At 57.3% G+C, this 14,480-nt stretch carries 17 protein-coding genes and 3 pseudogenes; 13 read left to right on the top strand and 7 right to left on the bottom strand.

The annotated features are described in order from the left end of the window. The first annotated feature begins 347 nt into the window (after positions 1–347). From AS026_RS13315 to AS026_RS13290, 7 genes and pseudogenes are all read left to right on the top strand, one after another. Positions 348–1,451, top strand: a complete 1,104-nt coding sequence (locus AS026_RS13315; RefSeq protein ID WP_062369873.1) for an NADH:flavin oxidoreductase/NADH oxidase — start codon at positions 348–350, stop codon at positions 1,449–1,451. Positions 1,452–1,564: 113 nt separating this feature from the next. Next, positions 1,565–1,843 (top strand): annotated as a pseudogene (locus AS026_RS13310) (ATP-binding cassette domain-containing protein); the annotation flags it as partial. Positions 1,844–1,928: 85 nt separating this feature from the next. Continuing rightward, positions 1,929–2,360 (top strand): hypothetical protein, encoded by a 432-nt coding sequence (locus AS026_RS13305; protein WP_062369871.1) that lies wholly within the window; start codon positions 1,929–1,931, stop codon positions 2,358–2,360. Between the two features lie 129 nt (positions 2,361–2,489). Next, positions 2,490–2,831, top strand: coding sequence for a hypothetical protein (locus AS026_RS13300; protein WP_062369870.1), 342 nt, complete (start codon positions 2,490–2,492; stop codon positions 2,829–2,831). Continuing rightward, entirely contained in the window at positions 2,816–2,956 is a 141-nt protein-coding gene (locus tag AS026_RS44530) for a PAN domain-containing protein (protein ID WP_425349793.1), read from the top strand. The genes AS026_RS13300 and AS026_RS44530 overlap by 16 nt, the downstream gene beginning before the upstream one ends. Positions 2,957–3,217: 261 nt before the next feature. Then, positions 3,218–5,251 carry a transketolase gene (tkt, locus tag AS026_RS13295; RefSeq protein WP_062369869.1) on the top strand — a complete coding sequence of 678 codons (2,034 nt, stop codon included), beginning with the start codon at positions 3,218–3,220 and terminating at the stop codon, positions 5,249–5,251. Positions 5,252–5,444: 193 nt separating this feature from the next. Then, a complete protein-coding gene (locus AS026_RS13290) occupies positions 5,445–6,494 on the top strand; it encodes an LLM class flavin-dependent oxidoreductase (RefSeq protein ID WP_062369868.1) in 1,050 nt (349 codons plus the stop codon). Between the two features lie 501 nt (positions 6,495–6,995). Here AS026_RS13290 and AS026_RS13285 read toward each other — a convergent pair. Beyond that, entirely contained in the window at positions 6,996–7,634 is a 639-nt protein-coding gene (locus AS026_RS13285) for a DUF1684 domain-containing protein (RefSeq protein WP_062369867.1), read from the bottom strand. Between the two features lie 208 nt (positions 7,635–7,842). On the opposite strand from AS026_RS13285, the pseudogene AS026_RS41205 reads away from it, so the two are divergent. Beyond that, positions 7,843–8,096 (top strand): annotated as a pseudogene (locus AS026_RS41205) (oxidoreductase); the annotation flags it as partial. On the opposite strand, the gene AS026_RS13280 reads toward AS026_RS41205, so the two are convergent. Beyond that, positions 8,053–8,385, bottom strand: coding sequence for a nickel-binding protein (locus tag AS026_RS13280; RefSeq protein WP_280950884.1), 333 nt, complete (start codon positions 8,383–8,385; stop codon positions 8,053–8,055). The pseudogene AS026_RS41205 and the gene AS026_RS13280 sit on opposite strands and share 44 nt — an antisense overlap. A gap of 57 nt (positions 8,386–8,442) precedes the next feature. On the opposite strand from AS026_RS13280, the gene AS026_RS13275 reads away from it, so the two are divergent. Next, on the top strand, positions 8,443–9,429 hold the full coding sequence (locus tag AS026_RS13275) for an MBL fold metallo-hydrolase (RefSeq protein WP_062369866.1): 987 nt from the start codon (positions 8,443–8,445) through the stop codon (positions 9,427–9,429). Positions 9,430–9,447: 18 nt separating this feature from the next. Here the strand turns inward: AS026_RS13275 and AS026_RS43345 are convergent, their stop codons facing one another. Beyond that, positions 9,448–9,735 (bottom strand): ankyrin repeat domain-containing protein, encoded by a 288-nt coding sequence (locus AS026_RS43345; protein ID WP_342587563.1) that lies wholly within the window; start codon positions 9,733–9,735, stop codon positions 9,448–9,450. Between AS026_RS43345 and AS026_RS43340 the strand changes: the two genes are divergently transcribed. From AS026_RS43340 to AS026_RS13260, 3 genes are all read left to right on the top strand, one after another. After that, complete coding sequence (locus AS026_RS43340; RefSeq protein WP_245307494.1) at positions 9,658–9,822, top strand: hypothetical protein; 165 nt, start codon at positions 9,658–9,660, stop codon at positions 9,820–9,822. The two genes, AS026_RS43345 and AS026_RS43340, sit on opposite strands and share 78 nt — an antisense overlap. 277 nt (positions 9,823–10,099) lie before the next feature. Further along, positions 10,100–10,360 carry a CopG family ribbon-helix-helix protein gene (locus AS026_RS13265; RefSeq protein WP_062369864.1) on the top strand — a complete coding sequence of 87 codons (261 nt, stop codon included), beginning with the start codon at positions 10,100–10,102 and terminating at the stop codon, positions 10,358–10,360. Beyond that, a complete protein-coding gene (locus tag AS026_RS13260) occupies positions 10,357–10,647 on the top strand; it encodes a type II toxin-antitoxin system RelE/ParE family toxin (RefSeq protein ID WP_062369863.1) in 291 nt (96 codons plus the stop codon). The genes AS026_RS13265 and AS026_RS13260 overlap by 4 nt, the downstream gene beginning before the upstream one ends. 222 nt (positions 10,648–10,869) lie before the next feature. Here AS026_RS13260 and AS026_RS44525 read toward each other — a convergent pair. The 3 genes and pseudogenes from AS026_RS44525 to AS026_RS13250 form a co-directional block, all read right to left on the bottom strand. Then, positions 10,870–11,226 (bottom strand): annotated as a pseudogene (locus tag AS026_RS44525) (hypothetical protein); the annotation flags it as partial. Positions 11,227–11,306: 80 nt separating this feature from the next. Further along, positions 11,307–11,666: an HVO_A0114 family putative DNA-binding protein gene (locus AS026_RS13255; protein ID WP_062369862.1), complete on the bottom strand. Its 360-nt coding sequence runs from the start codon at positions 11,664–11,666 to the stop codon at positions 11,307–11,309. Continuing rightward, positions 11,663–11,911, bottom strand: a complete 249-nt coding sequence (locus AS026_RS13250; RefSeq protein WP_425349792.1) for a toxin-antitoxin system TumE family protein — start codon at positions 11,909–11,911, stop codon at positions 11,663–11,665. Before AS026_RS13250 ends, AS026_RS13255 begins: the two co-directional genes overlap by 4 nt. 521 nt (positions 11,912–12,432) lie before the next feature. Between AS026_RS13250 and AS026_RS13245 the strand changes: the two genes are divergently transcribed. After that, the gene (locus AS026_RS13245; RefSeq protein WP_028744438.1) at positions 12,433–13,428 is read left to right on the top strand and encodes an IS30 family transposase; all 996 of its coding nucleotides are present in this window, start codon (positions 12,433–12,435) and stop codon (positions 13,426–13,428) included. A 99-nt stretch (positions 13,429–13,527) separates the two neighbouring features. Here AS026_RS13245 and AS026_RS13240 read toward each other — a convergent pair whose 3' ends face one another. Then, complete coding sequence (locus tag AS026_RS13240) at positions 13,528–14,265, bottom strand: hypothetical protein (RefSeq protein ID WP_028744439.1); 738 nt, start codon at positions 14,263–14,265, stop codon at positions 13,528–13,530. Between the last annotated feature and the right edge of the window lie 215 nt (positions 14,266–14,480).

Genomic DNA, 14,480 nt, shown 5'->3' with positions numbered 1-14,480 from the left:
TACCCTTAGAACTTGTAGTGATGCTGAGAAATTTCGTCAAGCGAGAGGCAGTCGATGGTGGCCTCTTCAGCGGAAGCTCATCGTGGAAGGTCCGCAGTGTGTGGATCGTCAAGAAATGATTAGCAAGCGGTGGAGCTGTCGAACAGCGGCAGACCGATCGCAGGGATAGCGTCGGAGCGGCGAGATATATGAATGCCATGAGCCAAGCGCCAGCGTCGACTCTGGAGTGCCATTTCTGCGGCCGGGAAGTGGCAACTCAAAGACAATATGTTATTGAAAAGCCCGCTCAACGGAAGCCGTTGAAATTAGACCTCTTGAAATGGAATTTCCCTGATCAAGGAGACCCAATGCCAAACCCTGTTCTGTTTTCCCCTTTCCGGGTTGCCGGGCTGGAGCTTGCGAACCGCATCGTCATCGCGCCCATGTGTCAATACTCAGCGGAGAATGGATGCACTACTGACTGGCACCTTATCCACTTGGGGCAGCTTGCGCTCTCCGGCGCGGGTTTGCTGACCATCGAGGCTACCGCTGTAGTGCCAGAAGGGCGGATCACATTCGCGGATGTCGGTCTCTACGATGACGCAACCGAAGCTGCCCTAGCTCGGACGCTGGATGGAGTGCGCCGATATTCGGATGTGCCGATTGCTATTCAGCTTGCCCACGCCGGTCGCAAGGCGTCGACAGATATCCCATGGCTGGGAGGCAAGCAGATCCCGCCAAGCCACTATAATGGTTGGCAAACTGAAGCGCCTTCTGGCGTGGCATTCCTTCAGGAGTACGTGCCGCCTACGGCGCTCGATCAGGAGGGACTAAAGCGTGTTCGCGACGCATTCGTCGCGTCGGCAAAACGTGCTGCCAGTATCGGCATCGACGCTGTCCAGATCCACGGTGCGCATGGCTATCTTCTGCATCAATTCCTTTCACCGTTGTCCAATCGGCGAACCGACGACTATGGCGGGTCGATCGAAAATCGAATGCGCTTTCCTTTGGAAGTCTTCGATGCCGTTAGGACTGCATTTCCGGCGGGCAGGCCCGTGACGATGAGGGTTTCGGCGACGGATTGGGTCGAAGGGGGTCTGGAACTGGCGGAGGTGATCGTCTTTGCAAAGGAGCTTGAGACGAGGGGATGCGACGCGATCCACGTGTCGAGCGGCGGGCTGGATGCCAAGCAAGCCATTCCCGTGGGACCAAGCTATCAGGTCCCACTTGCGCGGGCGATCAAGAATGAAATCAAGATCCCGGTCGTGGCGGTTGGTTTGATAACTGAGCCTGTGCAAGCTGAGGCGATCGTAGCCACCGGTGACGCGGATCTGGTCGCAATTGCACGGGCCGCACTCTACGACCCTCGTTGGCCTTGGCATGCAGCCGCAGAGCTGGGAGGTCAGGTATCCGCGCCTCCGCAATATCTACGGTCGCAACCTTCACAGTACAAAAACCTATTCCGACCCTAGAGTTATACAGAAGTCTTAACCAATATGGTCAGCCGGTTGACGCGCGTTAGGGCGAGTTCAACTCGGGCTCGGGATCAGAGAGCTGGATGCGCGGCGAATGACGCCGAGGTCGAGCCTCCGACCTGTCGGGCGGCAATCAACAAAAAATCGTCATCGCAAAATGGTTGATGCGCGATCCGAAGGTCGTTGTCCTCGACGAACCCACCCGGGGCATCGATGTCGGCGCGCGCGAGGGTATCGACGACATCATTGCAGATCTCGCCAAACAGAGTGTTGCGGTCATCGTCGTGAGCTCGGACCTCGAGGAAGTTCTCGGAGTATCGAACCGCATCTTGGTCCTCGCGCAGGGCAAGCAGGCAGGAATTCTCAACCGTGACGAAGCGAATGATGTCTTTGAACTATCCGCTCAAGACTCCAGCTTTACCGCCGCTCATGTTCACTTTATGTTCTGCTTCAGCATAGCGAGGTGGACGTGAAGTGAAAATCGATAACCGATTGCATCGAGATAAAAAGCGCTTAGCGCAAACAAAGCTGACTTCGTTGGCCGACGACCATCCTTTGCGGGAGAAATATTACCTATGGATACAAGAACTCGATGACCTGATGGCCGGAAGCGAGGCTAGGTTCTCTGAAAGTGACTCTCGGAAGCATAACGCCGTCGTGCAAGCCGAACCGAGGGGAGTGGATGATGGTGATGAAGTCCTTGGTGAAGAAATAGATAGAAGGGGAATCAATTTGCCTGTCGGCCCGGGCGTTGCTTGCGATGACAAGCGCCCAGTTCATTCTAGGCAGGCAGACCGGTTGAAATGCTCGGCGGGCGTTGACGAGCGAAGAAAAGAACTAATGGCCGAAAACCAATGGCTTCGTGACATGCTTGGGCGATATGGCAATGCAGTCGACGACGGGTGAAGGCACCGCGCCCTAGCGGGGGGCAGCCAGCAAACGATGCCTCTGACGGGCCGGTTGTCGCGCTTCTCGATAAGCCACTATCGAATAAACGTTGAGTGTTCTACCATACAAAGCTCCGAGAAGCTTCGGTTGACCGAGATGAGTTTGGAAAAGGGCAGAACCTACCACATCAATGGCGAAGGCACGAAGCGGCAGGATGCAACCCTACGTCAACGCCTTCGGCTCAAGTGGCTGCCTTTTGGAGACGGCGCCAAACCCGAGGCGATTGATCAATACGAGAGGTTTCTTGCTCTGGCGGATGATGAACAGCGCGTGTTTATAGCGACCCTCGACGCCGATGAAGCCGAACTTTACATCGCATTGATGGCCGCCAGGGCGATGTATGTCGATCCCACCGATCGGAAAGATGGAAGCATTACGGAAGCCAAGGTTAAGGCCCATCCCGAACGGTATCAATGGAAGCCGGAGTAACGCGCCGCCGGGGCAGTCTCGGTGCCTGTCAGGACCAGTGCGTCGCCACCTCATCCTGCCAAGCATTCAATTTTTACGGGAACGGCATATGCATGATGCTTAGCGTTCGCAAGCCGACGAGCTGAAATTTGCCTTCCGTGGCGGGTGCTCGGTCAAACTGAGAGGCGTCGCGTTGGTTGTGAACAGCAAGCCCGCGAAGATGCGTAAGTAGATTGAGAATGCTTTTCCGAGCGGCTGTTCCCGTAGCTTCCAGCTTTCACATTACGGGGACAGCCAGTCCACTTTCTGATGTGTGACCCATAGTCGCTGACGCGTCACCATTCTGTCGCTCCTTCGTCCTCGCCCTATCTCCAAGCGAGATACTCGGTCTGAACTAGGAGATAGCCATGCCCGATACGACCGCATCTGTTCCCGCGCCCAAAGACGCCCACCTCCGCAAGCTCGCCAACTGCATTCGGTTCCTTTCCATGGATGCGGTCCAGAGGGCCAAAAGCGGTCACCCCGGCATGCCGATGGGCATGGCAGACATCGCGGCCGTGCTTTTCTCTGAATTCATGAAGTTCGATAGCAACGACCCTCACTGGTACGACCGTGACCGGTTCCTGATCTCGAACGGTCATGGCTCGATGCTGCTCTACAGCCTTCTGTATCTGACCGGCTACGAGGATATGACCATCGATGAGATCAAGAACTTTCGCCAAATCGGTTCGCGAACGGCAGGACACCCAGAATACCATCACGCGACAGGCATCGAAACAACGACCGGTCCACTGGGGCAGGGGCTTGCCAACGGGGTCGGCATGGCCCTGGCCGAGCGGATCATGAACGCAAAGTTCGGCGACGATCTTTCGAACCATTACACCTACGTCTTCCATGGCGACGGTTGCCTAATGGAAGGTATCAGCCAAGAAGCCATCGCGCTCGCAGGTCACCTGAAACTCGGGAAGCTCATCTATTTCTGGGATGACAACTCGATTTCCATCGACGGCGCGACCAGCCTCGCCGAGTCCGATGACCATCAGGCGCGTTTCCGTTCGGCCAACTGGCATGTCCTGCAGATCGACGGACACGATACCGATGCTATCAGGGCAGCGATCATCGAGGCGCGGAAGGTCACCGACAGACCCTCGATGATCGCCTGCAAGACGATCATTGGCTTTGGCTTCCCGACAAAGGCCGGAACCCAGAAGGCACACAGCGATGCACCGGGGGAGGAAGAGATTGCGGGGGCACGAAAGCTCCTGAACTGGTCTTCGCCTCCGTTCGAGATTCCAAATGACCTGCTTGAGGCGTGGCGCTCCATTGGCTCAAAGGGGCAAAACGCGCGGATGGCGTGGGCAGTACGCGTTCAAACCGCGAACGGTGAGATCCGCGCGGAATTCGAGCGCCGGATGAAAGGTGCGTTGCCGCACGACTGGCGCAAGGCGCTCGAGGCGGCCAAAAGTGAGTTGCTGGCAAGCGAGAAGGATATGGCCACTCGCCAAGCCAGTGGTACCGTCCTTAATCACTTGGCCGAGGCCGTACCGGAGCTGATCGGAGGTTCAGCCGATCTAACGCCATCCAACAACACGAAAGCCAAGTCCCAGGTCGAGATCGCCCCCGGTCGGTATGCGGGCTCCTACATCCATTATGGCGTCCGCGAGCATGGTATGGCCGCCACGATCAATGGCATCGCCCTTCACGGGGGATTGATTCCGTACGGCGGCACGTTCCTGACGTTCTCTGATTACGCGCGACCTGCCATTCGCCTCGCCGCCATGATGGAAATCCGCTCGATCTTTGTGATGACGCACGATTCTATCGGCTTGGGCGAAGATGGGCCGACTCATCAGCCAGTCGAGCATCTGTCCGCACTTCGGGCAATCCCAGGGCTCGCTGTTTACCGTCCGGGTGATCCGATTGAAACGGCAGAATGCTGGGAAGTAATTCTCGACGCTCCCCGCAGAGCTGCTCTCATCGCCCTGTCCCGGCAGCCAATGCCATTGCTGCGCAGGGACCCTGGAAGCGAAAACCTGTCAGCCAAAGGCGGGTACGTGCTGCTGGAAGCGGAAGGCGGCGAGCGTCAGCTGACTATCATGGCGACCGGCTCAGAACTCCATCTGGCGGTTCAAGCTCGGGATCGGCTGCAGGCCGGAGGTATTCGGACCGCCGTCGTCTCGATGCCATGCCGACTATTGTTCGAGGCTCAGACGCCCGAGTACAAGATGAAGGTACTCGGAGGCGCGGGATCTGCGAGGGTCGCTGTAGAGGCTGCCGTCCAGGATAGCTGGGACCGATATCTCGGATTCAATGGTCGGTTCGTAGGTATGCATAGCTTCGGTGCATCCGGAAAGATCGCCGACGTCTACAACAAGTTCGGCATCACAGTAGATGCCGTGGTGAAAGCCAGCGAGGAAGCTCTGGCCGCCGGTTCGGCTTGAAGGCTGTCTATCGTGTACCCCAAGGTGCTAAGCGCACCTTGGGGGCTGCCGCATAGCCTGTTCTATATCTTCGATGATAACGATCTAGTTTTTCGCCATTCCGCTTTACTAGGCGGCACCCCAACTAAGACCCCAAAATCCAAACGATTGGGCGTCGGCGGTTACCGTCGGCTTGGCCTGTGGGACAACAAGCATGACAAAGTCAAATGTAGAATTCGGCCTCGATACCTTTGGAGACGTGACACACGACGCCAACGGCCAGCCTGAAACGTATGCGCAGGTCATCCGGAATGTCATCAAGGAGGCCGTGGCTGCCGACCAGGTTGGGATCGATTTCTTCGGGATTGGCGAACACCATCGTGAGGATTTCGCGGTATCCAGCCCGGAAACTGTTCTTGCGGCCGTTGCGACGGTGACCGAAAGGATCAAGCTGGGTTCGGCCGTAACGGTGCTGAGTTCGGACGACCCCGTGCGCGTTTATCAGCGGTTCGCAACTGTCGACGCAGCGTCCAACGGCCGCGCAGAGGTCATCCTGGGCAGGGGGTCTTTCACTGAGTCTTTCCCGCTCTTTGGATATTCGTTGTCCGACTACGACAAGCTGTTTGAGGAGAAGGTCGAGCTTTTCGCCCAGCTCCTTGAGCAGAAGCCACTTAGCTGGACGGGGATGACGCGGCCGCCTTTGAATGGTCAGCGCGTGTTTCCCCTTGTCGAGAAAGGCCCGCTGAAGACATGGCTAGGCGTTGGCGGAAGCCCAGATTCCGTCATTCGTGCTGCGCAGTATGGACTTCCGATGATGCTAGCCATCATCGGCGGGAGCCCTTATCGTTTCAAGCCATTCGTCGATCTATATCGTAACGCCAATGAGCAGCTAAAGCATCCGGCAATTCCCGTTGGTGTTCATTCCCCGGGCTATATCGCCGAGACCGATGCCGCTGCAAAAGCGGAGTTCTGGCCGCATTTCCGCGCCATGCGCGATCGTATTGGCCGTGAACGGGGCTGGGGTCCGGTCAGCGAGAGAGACTACGAAGCCGAAATCGATCAGGGCTCGCTGTATGTCGGCTCACCGGAGAGCGTGGCCGCAAAGCTTGCGCCGGTTATCGAGAACCTTGGCATTCAGAGGTTCCAGCTGAAATACAGCATCGGAACGATGCCGCATGAGAAATTGGTCCAGAGCATCAGGCTATTCGGGGAAGAAGTGGTCCCAAGGGTGAAGACGACGCTTGCCAAGGAAGTGGCAGCGTGACCCCAACAGCCGGAGGTCGATCGCTTCCGAGAAAGCTCTCGCTGCTCTCTTTGCCAGTATGGGTGAGGTTAGGGGCAGGCTGGAATTCCAGCTTGCCTCTTCCCCTTTGGGAAACAAAAAATACCGTTCCGGCGGTCAATTCGTGGGATAACTGAGGCGAGGGGCTTCCAATCAGCTGTCCATATCGTCGGGTTCTACGTCAACTACCTCGGGCTCACCACGGATTGTGAAATCGATAAGCTCGATTGTAGGTTTCCTCCAATCTGGAGCCATGGTTCCTCCATGGTCGTGATCACGTACAGCGCGCTGCCCCTCGGGATACAAACTCATCACTTAACGACGACGTTCTCCTGAAGTCTCGCCTCAAACCGGCTCATACAGTTCTTTGCGTTGCGCGTGAAAGATCTCTGTCACAACGGTTTTATTCGAAACGGAAATACGCCCACGGTCACGACTTCTGAATGCCCGGCTACGGAGATTCAAGGCCTCTAACCCCGGCGCTTATCGTTTCGAGACAGGTAGCCGTTCACCGGCTCTCACCGCGCCTTTCAGTCGATTGCCCGATGGCGCTAATGGACAGACATAGCGGGAAGAATAGGCGCACGAAGGAAAATAGGAGAAATTGAAATCGAGTATCAATGCGCCGTCTGGACGGACAACTCCAAGATCCGCTCCCTTGATGGTGTCGAGGAGATATCGGCCACCGCCATATGTCTCGGTCCCTGAGGTCGCGTCGACAAACGGCAGGAACACGCCACCGCCGTACCCCTCAATCCAGTAAAGGGTTAATTCGCCGCCCAATCTGGCCTCCAGCCCCGTTGTACGAGAGAACGCATGCATCGACAGGTCACCATCCACTCCTGTTGCGACGGTTATCCGTTCCGGAGTGACTGGGACAAGCTTTACCGTCAAGCGCAACGAGGGATCATAAGAAAATGTCGTCGGCCCTTCGAACGTCTTGCGGTCCGCCAACTCAATTGGCGACTGAGGATGGTCGCGAAACAGGGTCGAACGGGTGTCGCACCAAAGCCTCCAGGCAGCAACCACGTCCGGGCTAGAACGTACCTCGTAGTAGAGATTTGCGATCTTCTCGCGCCATTCCCACAGGTGTTGAGTCTCGTTCAAATCATATCCTCCCATGCCGGAAATTTCGCCGCTCTCGTCATCGAAACGCTCGCCCAATCATCGCGGCGTAACTTTAAGCAATCACGCACTGATCCGAAAGATGCGGTCTAAACACAGCCTACAAACGAAAGTCTGTACAGAAATTTTCTTCAACGATCGGGGCGCTGGCGATCCCATCGGGTTCAGCCACGGCTGGCCGCTGAGTTCGGACGCCTGGGAAGATCAGGTTCCGCTTGCACGGCCATCAAGAATGAGATTGAGATCCCGGTTGTCGCCGTAGGGTTGATAACGGAGCCTGCTCGGGCTGAGGAGATTGGGTCTACTGGAGACGCGGATCTCATCGCAATAGCAAGTGCCGCGCTCTACGACCCTCGTTGGCCTTGGCACGCAGTAGCCGTTCTTGGAGGGCAGGTGTCGGCGCCTCCGCAATATCTCAGATCTCAGCCCGCACAGTACAAAAATCTGTCTCGATCCTAAAGCATCCGCCTATGCGCACTGGTGAAGTCCTGCGCGTCAGCGACGAGACGTCTTCCGCCGTGATGTGCTTCCCCTCAGTAATTCGGACCAAGGGTATTTCAGCGAGCCTGTTCGCTTCCTCGACATCACGCTTTGTCGGCGCGTCGAAGAGACAGAAGGATCTTTCCTCCGATGGAACGAACGTCGAGCGTAGATAGCGCACTGGCGTTCCTTGGTCGGTCATTGCGGCCGCCGCGCCGGCGTCATCGCGGGCGTGACGCCTTGTTTGGGAGACCGCGCATTCGGTGATAAAATCGCAGACAGTTGGTAACCAGTCCCACAGACATTTCGAGGCACGGAGGGTCTGATGAACGGGCTAATGGCGGTTGACAGCGTCGAGGTTCGGGTGCTTGTCGACAATCTCACAGACAATCTTTCCACGGTGCCTTCATTTGTGGAGACGGAGGTCGCGGCCATAGAGCGGCGGCGTCGTGGGATGTGGATCATGGGCGGCAAATGCCTATGTTGCGCGGCCCACGGTCTGGCTTGTCTCGTTACCATTCATCACGGAGGCGTCACGAGAACAATCCTATTCGACACCGGTCCCGAAGACCGCGTCCTCGAGCAGAACGTCGCGCGGCTTGGCGTCGAGCTTGGTCGTGTTGAGGCAATCGTTCTATCGCACGGCCACTGGGATCATTGCGGAGCGATGCTTTGTGCCTTGCAACTCATCCGGGACCGCAATGGGGGCAATCCAGTCGCCTGCTACGTCCATCCGGACATGTTCGGGAAACGAGCCCTCAAGCGGCAAGATGGGTCGTTGCGCCTCATGGAAGACGTGGCCAGCTTGGAAGAACTTGCCTCCTTCGGCGCAGCCACGGTCAATACGAGGGAGCCGCAGCTGTTATTGGAAGGATCGGCCTACGTGAGCGGCGAGATACGCCGTGTGACCGCTTTCGAACGGGGATTTCCCGGCCAGTATCGGCAGTCAACGGACGGCAGCGAATGGGTGCAGGATGAGCTGATGATGGATGAGCGCTTCCTGGCCGTGAACGTTGCCGGGAAAGGCCTGGTCATTTTCAGCGCCTGCTCACATGCGGGCGTGATCAATGTACTGACGCACGCAAAGTCGAGTCTACCCGGTGTGCCGCTCCATGCCGTCGTGGGCGGGCTGCATCTTGTCGGACAGAACGAGCGGATCATCCCGGCGACGGTCGAAGCGTTGGCGTCATTCGACCTTGTCACCATCGCTGCGGGCCATTGCACCGGGTGGCGAGCCATGAATGCGCTGGCGAACGCTTTTGGCGACAGCAAGATCGTCCCATTATCTGTTGGAAAGCGGATCTCGTTTTGATGCGGTAACCGTGTCGCCTCAGCGCATGCCCGCGAGCAGTAGTCCCTCGGGGCGAGGGTGCCATCGATCTTTCGAGATAGCGAGCGAACGTTTACCGTCTGATGCAGGGCAATTTCGCGCTCTACGGCGTTGAGACGCCGTCAGAACGGCAGCGGTAAGAGGCAATCCAAGTGCGGACTCCTTGTTCACGTCGGCCCCGCGCTTGATCAGAATTTCTGCTGCATCGGCATGGCCGCTACGCACCGCGACAACGAGAGGCGTGGCTCCTTTGTCCTGTTCCTGAATGTCTGTTCCAGCATCGAGCAATGCCGCGAGCGCGACCAAATCACCGATCTTGGCGACATCGGCGTCCGACCACCGGAGTTCGAACCTGTTGTTGCAGCTCTTTTGTAGGCGTTTGTTGCTATTTGTCCGAGAAGAAGCTGCAACATCTTTGCCAGTGTTGCAGCGGCGAGAGAGCCGAGTGTTGCTTTTTATACCTCGCTGAACTGGGGGGCAGCCCGCCTCTCTAGGCTCGCGCATGCGAGGCCGGTCACGCGCAGGTCGTCGCCGAAGTGCTGACAGGACGCCAATGCGATGGCTGTCATCAGGGGAACGCCAGCCAAGCCTTGACCCCCAACCGGCATGCCGTACTATAGTGTGTACATGTAAACACAACGGAGAGTGTAGCATGAGTGCGACGATGACGATCCGTGTTTCGGAAGACACCTTGGCCAAGCTGACAAAGATCGCCGAAGGGACGAAGCGCAGCAAATCCTTCCTCGCGGGGGAGGCGGTCTCGGCCTATGTCGAACGCGAGCTTGCCATTATTGAAGGCATCCAGCGCGGGCTGGCCGACGTGAAGGCTGGCCGCGTCGTCCCGCACGAGCAAGCGATAGCTGAAGCCCGCCAGATAATTGCGGAAGCACGGCGCAAGAAAGCGCAAGGATGAGAAGAGTTGTCTGGTCGGCTGACGCACACCGCGACTATCTCGACATCCTCGCCTACATCGCCGACGATAATCCGGATGCAGCCGAGCGGGTCGTTGACGCCGTCGAGGACGCGGGCAGCAGGCTCAGTGAGTTCGCCACCGGTAGGCCGGGGCGCGTGACTGGCACTTACGAGAAGGTAGTGACGGGCTTGCCTTACGTCATCGCTTACACGCTCACGGACGAGGCAGTAGTGATCGTCCGCGTCATCCATGCGGCCCGCGACTGGCAGGAGGAGGAGTGGCCGTAACCTCAGAAGGGATGCCAGATGCCTGATCCCGACGACATGGACATCCGCGAACGAACGCTATGTTGCTTTTTGGAACCGCGCACAGCGTAACCGGCGGTTTGACAAAAAAAGCAACACCGGCGAAACCGCGTTCCTGTTCCAAAGAGTACAATTTCGGCTCCTGTAGCTGAGTGAGTGAGTGGATGAATGCTCGCCAGGGCAGGGCTGAAGACGTCACGCCCTCTATCTCGGTGTTGCTGTACCGATTTTGAGGCGTTTGTTGCTCTTGTTGCGGAGACGATTCGCAACAGTGAACGGCACTGTAGCGCGGCCGTGCCAAGGCCATTGTTCCTTTTTTACGGCGTTTCGAAGTTCGGGGCACTGTTCCGTTCCAGGCTCCTCGGAGCCATGGAGACGACCTCGTTGAGGAGGTCCGGATCCCCGACCAAAACCACGGTCTCGACGGCCCGAGTGACGGAGGTGTAAAGGATGGTCCTGTCCAAGAGGCTGGATCGGACCAGGAGCATGATGACCGGGCGGCGGCCGATCGTGGTTCGCGCCCGAGGCGGTTTCCTCGAAGATGCGGATACACTCGAACTTGCGTAGCGCGTCGAGCTGTGCGGCGACGGTTTGTTCGCGGGTGGAAACGCGCGTAGCCGATCAGTGCCAACACTTCCTCATCACTCTGCGGCGCTCACATCGTATTCAAAATGAATGCGATCATAGGGAAACTCGATTCCATTCTCTGTCCGGTTGATGACACCAGCATTGACGAGCGTCGTCACGTCACGATGAACGGCCTGCACATCGCGGTTGACCCGACGCGCGACCTCGCGGATCGACAACGCCCCGTGTCCCGCGAGCGCCTTGACGATAGCGAGGCGGGAAGGCGCGAGCACCCGGTGCATGTCATCGTAGGAGGTAAAGTTGACCGAAGGTACGGCCTCTGCTGTCTGCCCTGCAAGCGCCCGCCTTCCGGCCTCGACAAAGCGAGCCTTGGCATCCGCTATGGCACTCAAGCGCACAGTCAAAGTTGTCATCTGAGCATCCTTTCCATGTCAGCTTGGAAGGCATCGTAAAGTGCTTCAAGGGACGTAAATTCGATGGGTTCTTCGCGGTTACCTAAGTGCCGGTGATCGCCTTTCCCGCGCTCATTGTCGTAGCGGAGAACGCACTCACCGTTCACAACGAAGGCCAGCCAATACTTGAACGGGTGCATGCTGCCCGGAACCGGGTTGGGTAGGTGCCATAACACGACCTCAAAATAAGTCTTGTCATTGATCACCGTTCGCAATTTCTCGATCAGTCTAGCCTATATGTTGTTATTGATAACAACACTCTGGCGTTGTTGTCAATAACAACGCTCTCAATGGATGGGCAGCGCATTCGACGATCAATCGAGTGAGTAGGACCTGCCGCCGCTTCGGTTCGGTTTTCAAGCAAAGCGTCAAGATGAGTCCGGCGTGTCGACAGTCGCAACGCCGAGGTTCCCGGACGAACCGGCGCTGATCAAACCAGCCGTCGCTGGCGGCAACGATGTCGAACTGAGATTGAGTGGCATGTTGCGGTGCAGGTGAAACGACGCGCTACACTTCGATGTAGCGCGAGAACGCAACAGCTAAATGACCGTCCACGCCGGTTTCGGACGATTGTCCTAAAAGGTCATTAGAACCGAAAAAGCAACAGCTTCAAAACCGCTCTGCTGTTCCATAAGATAGATTACGCCGCAAACGGGTGTAGCCGCGGCACATTCTATCTCGAACTGCAACAAAGGCGTTAAGCTGCCTGCTTTTCGGGAGCCATGGTTTGAGCCGTACCTTTTCGCATTTGAGTTTTGACGAACGCCGATCGATTTCCAGGATGTTGGATCAGAAGTTTAGCCAGTCTGAGATCGCCAGACGCCTCGGCCGGGACCGTGCGACCATCTCCCGGGAGATCAAACGCAACTACTGGCACGATCAGGAATTCCCCGATGCCGAGGGCTACTGGGCGATGACCGCCAACGACATGGCGCGCGAAAGGCGCCGGCGGATCGGCAAGCTCTTTCGTCGCGAGGATCTGCGGAACGAAGTGATCGGAAAGTTGGAATCCGGCTGGTCGCCGGAACAGATTGCTGGACGACTGAAGATCGAACCAGCGGCCAAGGCAAGCGTCTGTCACGAGACGATCTACCGGTATGTCTATTCACCAGAAGGACAACGGCAGCAACTCGCGCGGCTTCTCCCGGAACGGCGGAGAAAGCGCCGGCCGCGATATGCTCGCAAGCCGCAGAATCCAGTCTTTCCAGATGAGTGTTCGATCAAACATCGGCCGGAAGCCATCAACGATCGCAAGGAATTCGGTCACTGGGAAGCCGATCTCATGATCTTCGAAAGGGTTCAGGGCAATGCCAATGTGGCAACGGTTGTCGAGCGGACGAGCCGGTTCACCATGCTGTTCAAGAACAACGACCGGCAGTCCAAGCCGATCATGGAGCGGCTCATCAACGTGCTCAGCCCCCTGCCCAGGCATGCCCGGCAAAGTTTGACGTTTGATCGCGGATTTGAATTCGTCTCCTGGCGGCGACTGAAGCAAGGAATGGGAACCGATGCATGGTTCTGCGATCCGTCTGCGCCCTGGCAAAAAGGCTCCGTCGAGAACATGAATCGGCGGATTCGGCGTTACCTGCCGAGGGATACTGCTGTCCTGTCAGTTCCTGATGAATCGATACGATCACTGATCGATCAGTTGAACAATACGCCGAGAAAATGCCTTGGTTTCTGTACCCCAGCTGAAGTGTTCAGGCGTGAAGTGAACAAATGACGGCAAGTCGGGGCGGAGGACGGATTTCATGAATGATCCTAGGTGATTGCGCGGCGAGAGAAAGCGTTATTGAGGCAGCCAGCGGCGGAATAAAGATCGTCAATGCACGCCGATGTCGCTTTGCGTATCCGATTCCAACTGCAGGCAGGCTGCCCAAAGTGGCGTCTTGTGGAAGGATCCGTCCTGAAGGAGCGTGAGCCCCTCTCGTGCCTCATAGAGCAAGCCGAGCCAGCATAAGCGTTGGAAGACGCCATACTGGAGATCGGATTTCAACTCCCAGGCTTCTATGGTCATTTCGGTGTCCGAGAGAGGCGCCAGGTCTGGATAGAGGATCTTCACAACCTCCATTGGCGTGCACCCTTCTCTGGCTTTGATATTGAGGAGATTGAGGAACATGCGCCACCAGCGTAACCGCGCTTGCACCTCCTCTTCCCGTTCGGTGGCGTGGACATACGAATAGAGATAATCCGTGGCGACCAGATCGAAGAAGGCTTGCGGGTTCACCAAAAACTCCCGGCCGCGTCTGGTTGGCAGCAGCACATCCTTTTTCCGGCGAAGAAGCTTCAGATGACGGGCCATGTCGCGCACGACCCAAAGCGGCGGCATGTCGCTTTCATTGAGCACCTTGTTCATGCTGTAGAGATCTTCGGCTGTGAACCCTGGCCAGAGGAAGTGCACAGCGGCCCAATGCACGAACTTGCGGTTCATGGCGCCGGTCGCCGTCAATCCTATGCCACCCTCACCGTCAGCATAGGCAACAGCAAGAAGCATGCCGCGAAGAAGTGGTGACAGCGCGGCGATGTCGACGTCACCATGCAGGTTGATTTCCGGAAGCATCGTGCGGCTTTGATCCCACCCCGCCCCATGCAGGTGCAAGCGAGTATCAACCGGCGACGGAACAATTGCTACTGGGAAAGCTAAAGCCAAAGGGGAACGTCATCACCCGCCCCCGTTCCTCCCTTGCAACCCGGCCCAGCCGGTCGGATCGGGGGCTGATCTCTCTGCCCTGTAGCAGCCTTTAAGCCCTTGTTGCATTTACATTAGAAGTCACA

It is taken from the genome of Rhizobium altiplani (assembly GCF_001542405.1).
In the GTDB taxonomy this organism is placed as follows: Bacteria; Pseudomonadota; Alphaproteobacteria; order Rhizobiales; family Rhizobiaceae; genus Rhizobium; species Rhizobium altiplani.
The sequence above is the reverse complement of the archived record's forward strand: the minus strand, read 5'-3'. Positions and strand labels throughout refer to the sequence as shown.

What these genes read in the sequence shown, in the direction of transcription:
- AS026_RS13315 (WP_062369873.1), top strand. Translation starts at nt 348, where the DNA reads ATGCCAAACCCTGTTCTGTTTTCCCCTTTCCGGGTTGCCGGGCTGGAG.
- AS026_RS44530 (WP_425349793.1), top strand. Translation starts at nt 2,816, where the DNA reads ATGGAAGCCGGAGTAACGCGCCGCCGGGGCAGTCTCGGTGCCTGTCAG.
- tkt (WP_062369869.1), top strand. Translation starts at nt 3,218, where the DNA reads ATGCCCGATACGACCGCATCTGTTCCCGCGCCCAAAGACGCCCACCTC.
- AS026_RS13290 (WP_062369868.1), top strand. Translation starts at nt 5,445, where the DNA reads ATGACAAAGTCAAATGTAGAATTCGGCCTCGATACCTTTGGAGACGTG.
- AS026_RS13285 (WP_062369867.1), bottom strand. Translation starts at nt 7,634, where the DNA reads ATGGGAGGATATGATTTGAACGAGACTCAACACCTGTGGGAATGGCGC.
- AS026_RS13275 (WP_062369866.1), top strand. Translation starts at nt 8,443, where the DNA reads ATGAACGGGCTAATGGCGGTTGACAGCGTCGAGGTTCGGGTGCTTGTC.
- AS026_RS43340 (WP_245307494.1), top strand. Translation starts at nt 9,658, where the DNA reads ATGGCCGCTACGCACCGCGACAACGAGAGGCGTGGCTCCTTTGTCCTG.
- AS026_RS13265 (WP_062369864.1), top strand. Translation starts at nt 10,100, where the DNA reads ATGAGTGCGACGATGACGATCCGTGTTTCGGAAGACACCTTGGCCAAG.
- AS026_RS13260 (WP_062369863.1), top strand. Translation starts at nt 10,357, where the DNA reads ATGAGAAGAGTTGTCTGGTCGGCTGACGCACACCGCGACTATCTCGAC.
- AS026_RS13255 (WP_062369862.1), bottom strand. Translation starts at nt 11,666, where the DNA reads ATGACAACTTTGACTGTGCGCTTGAGTGCCATAGCGGATGCCAAGGCT.
- AS026_RS13240 (WP_028744439.1), bottom strand. Translation starts at nt 14,265, where the DNA reads ATGCTTCCGGAAATCAACCTGCATGGTGACGTCGACATCGCCGCGCTG.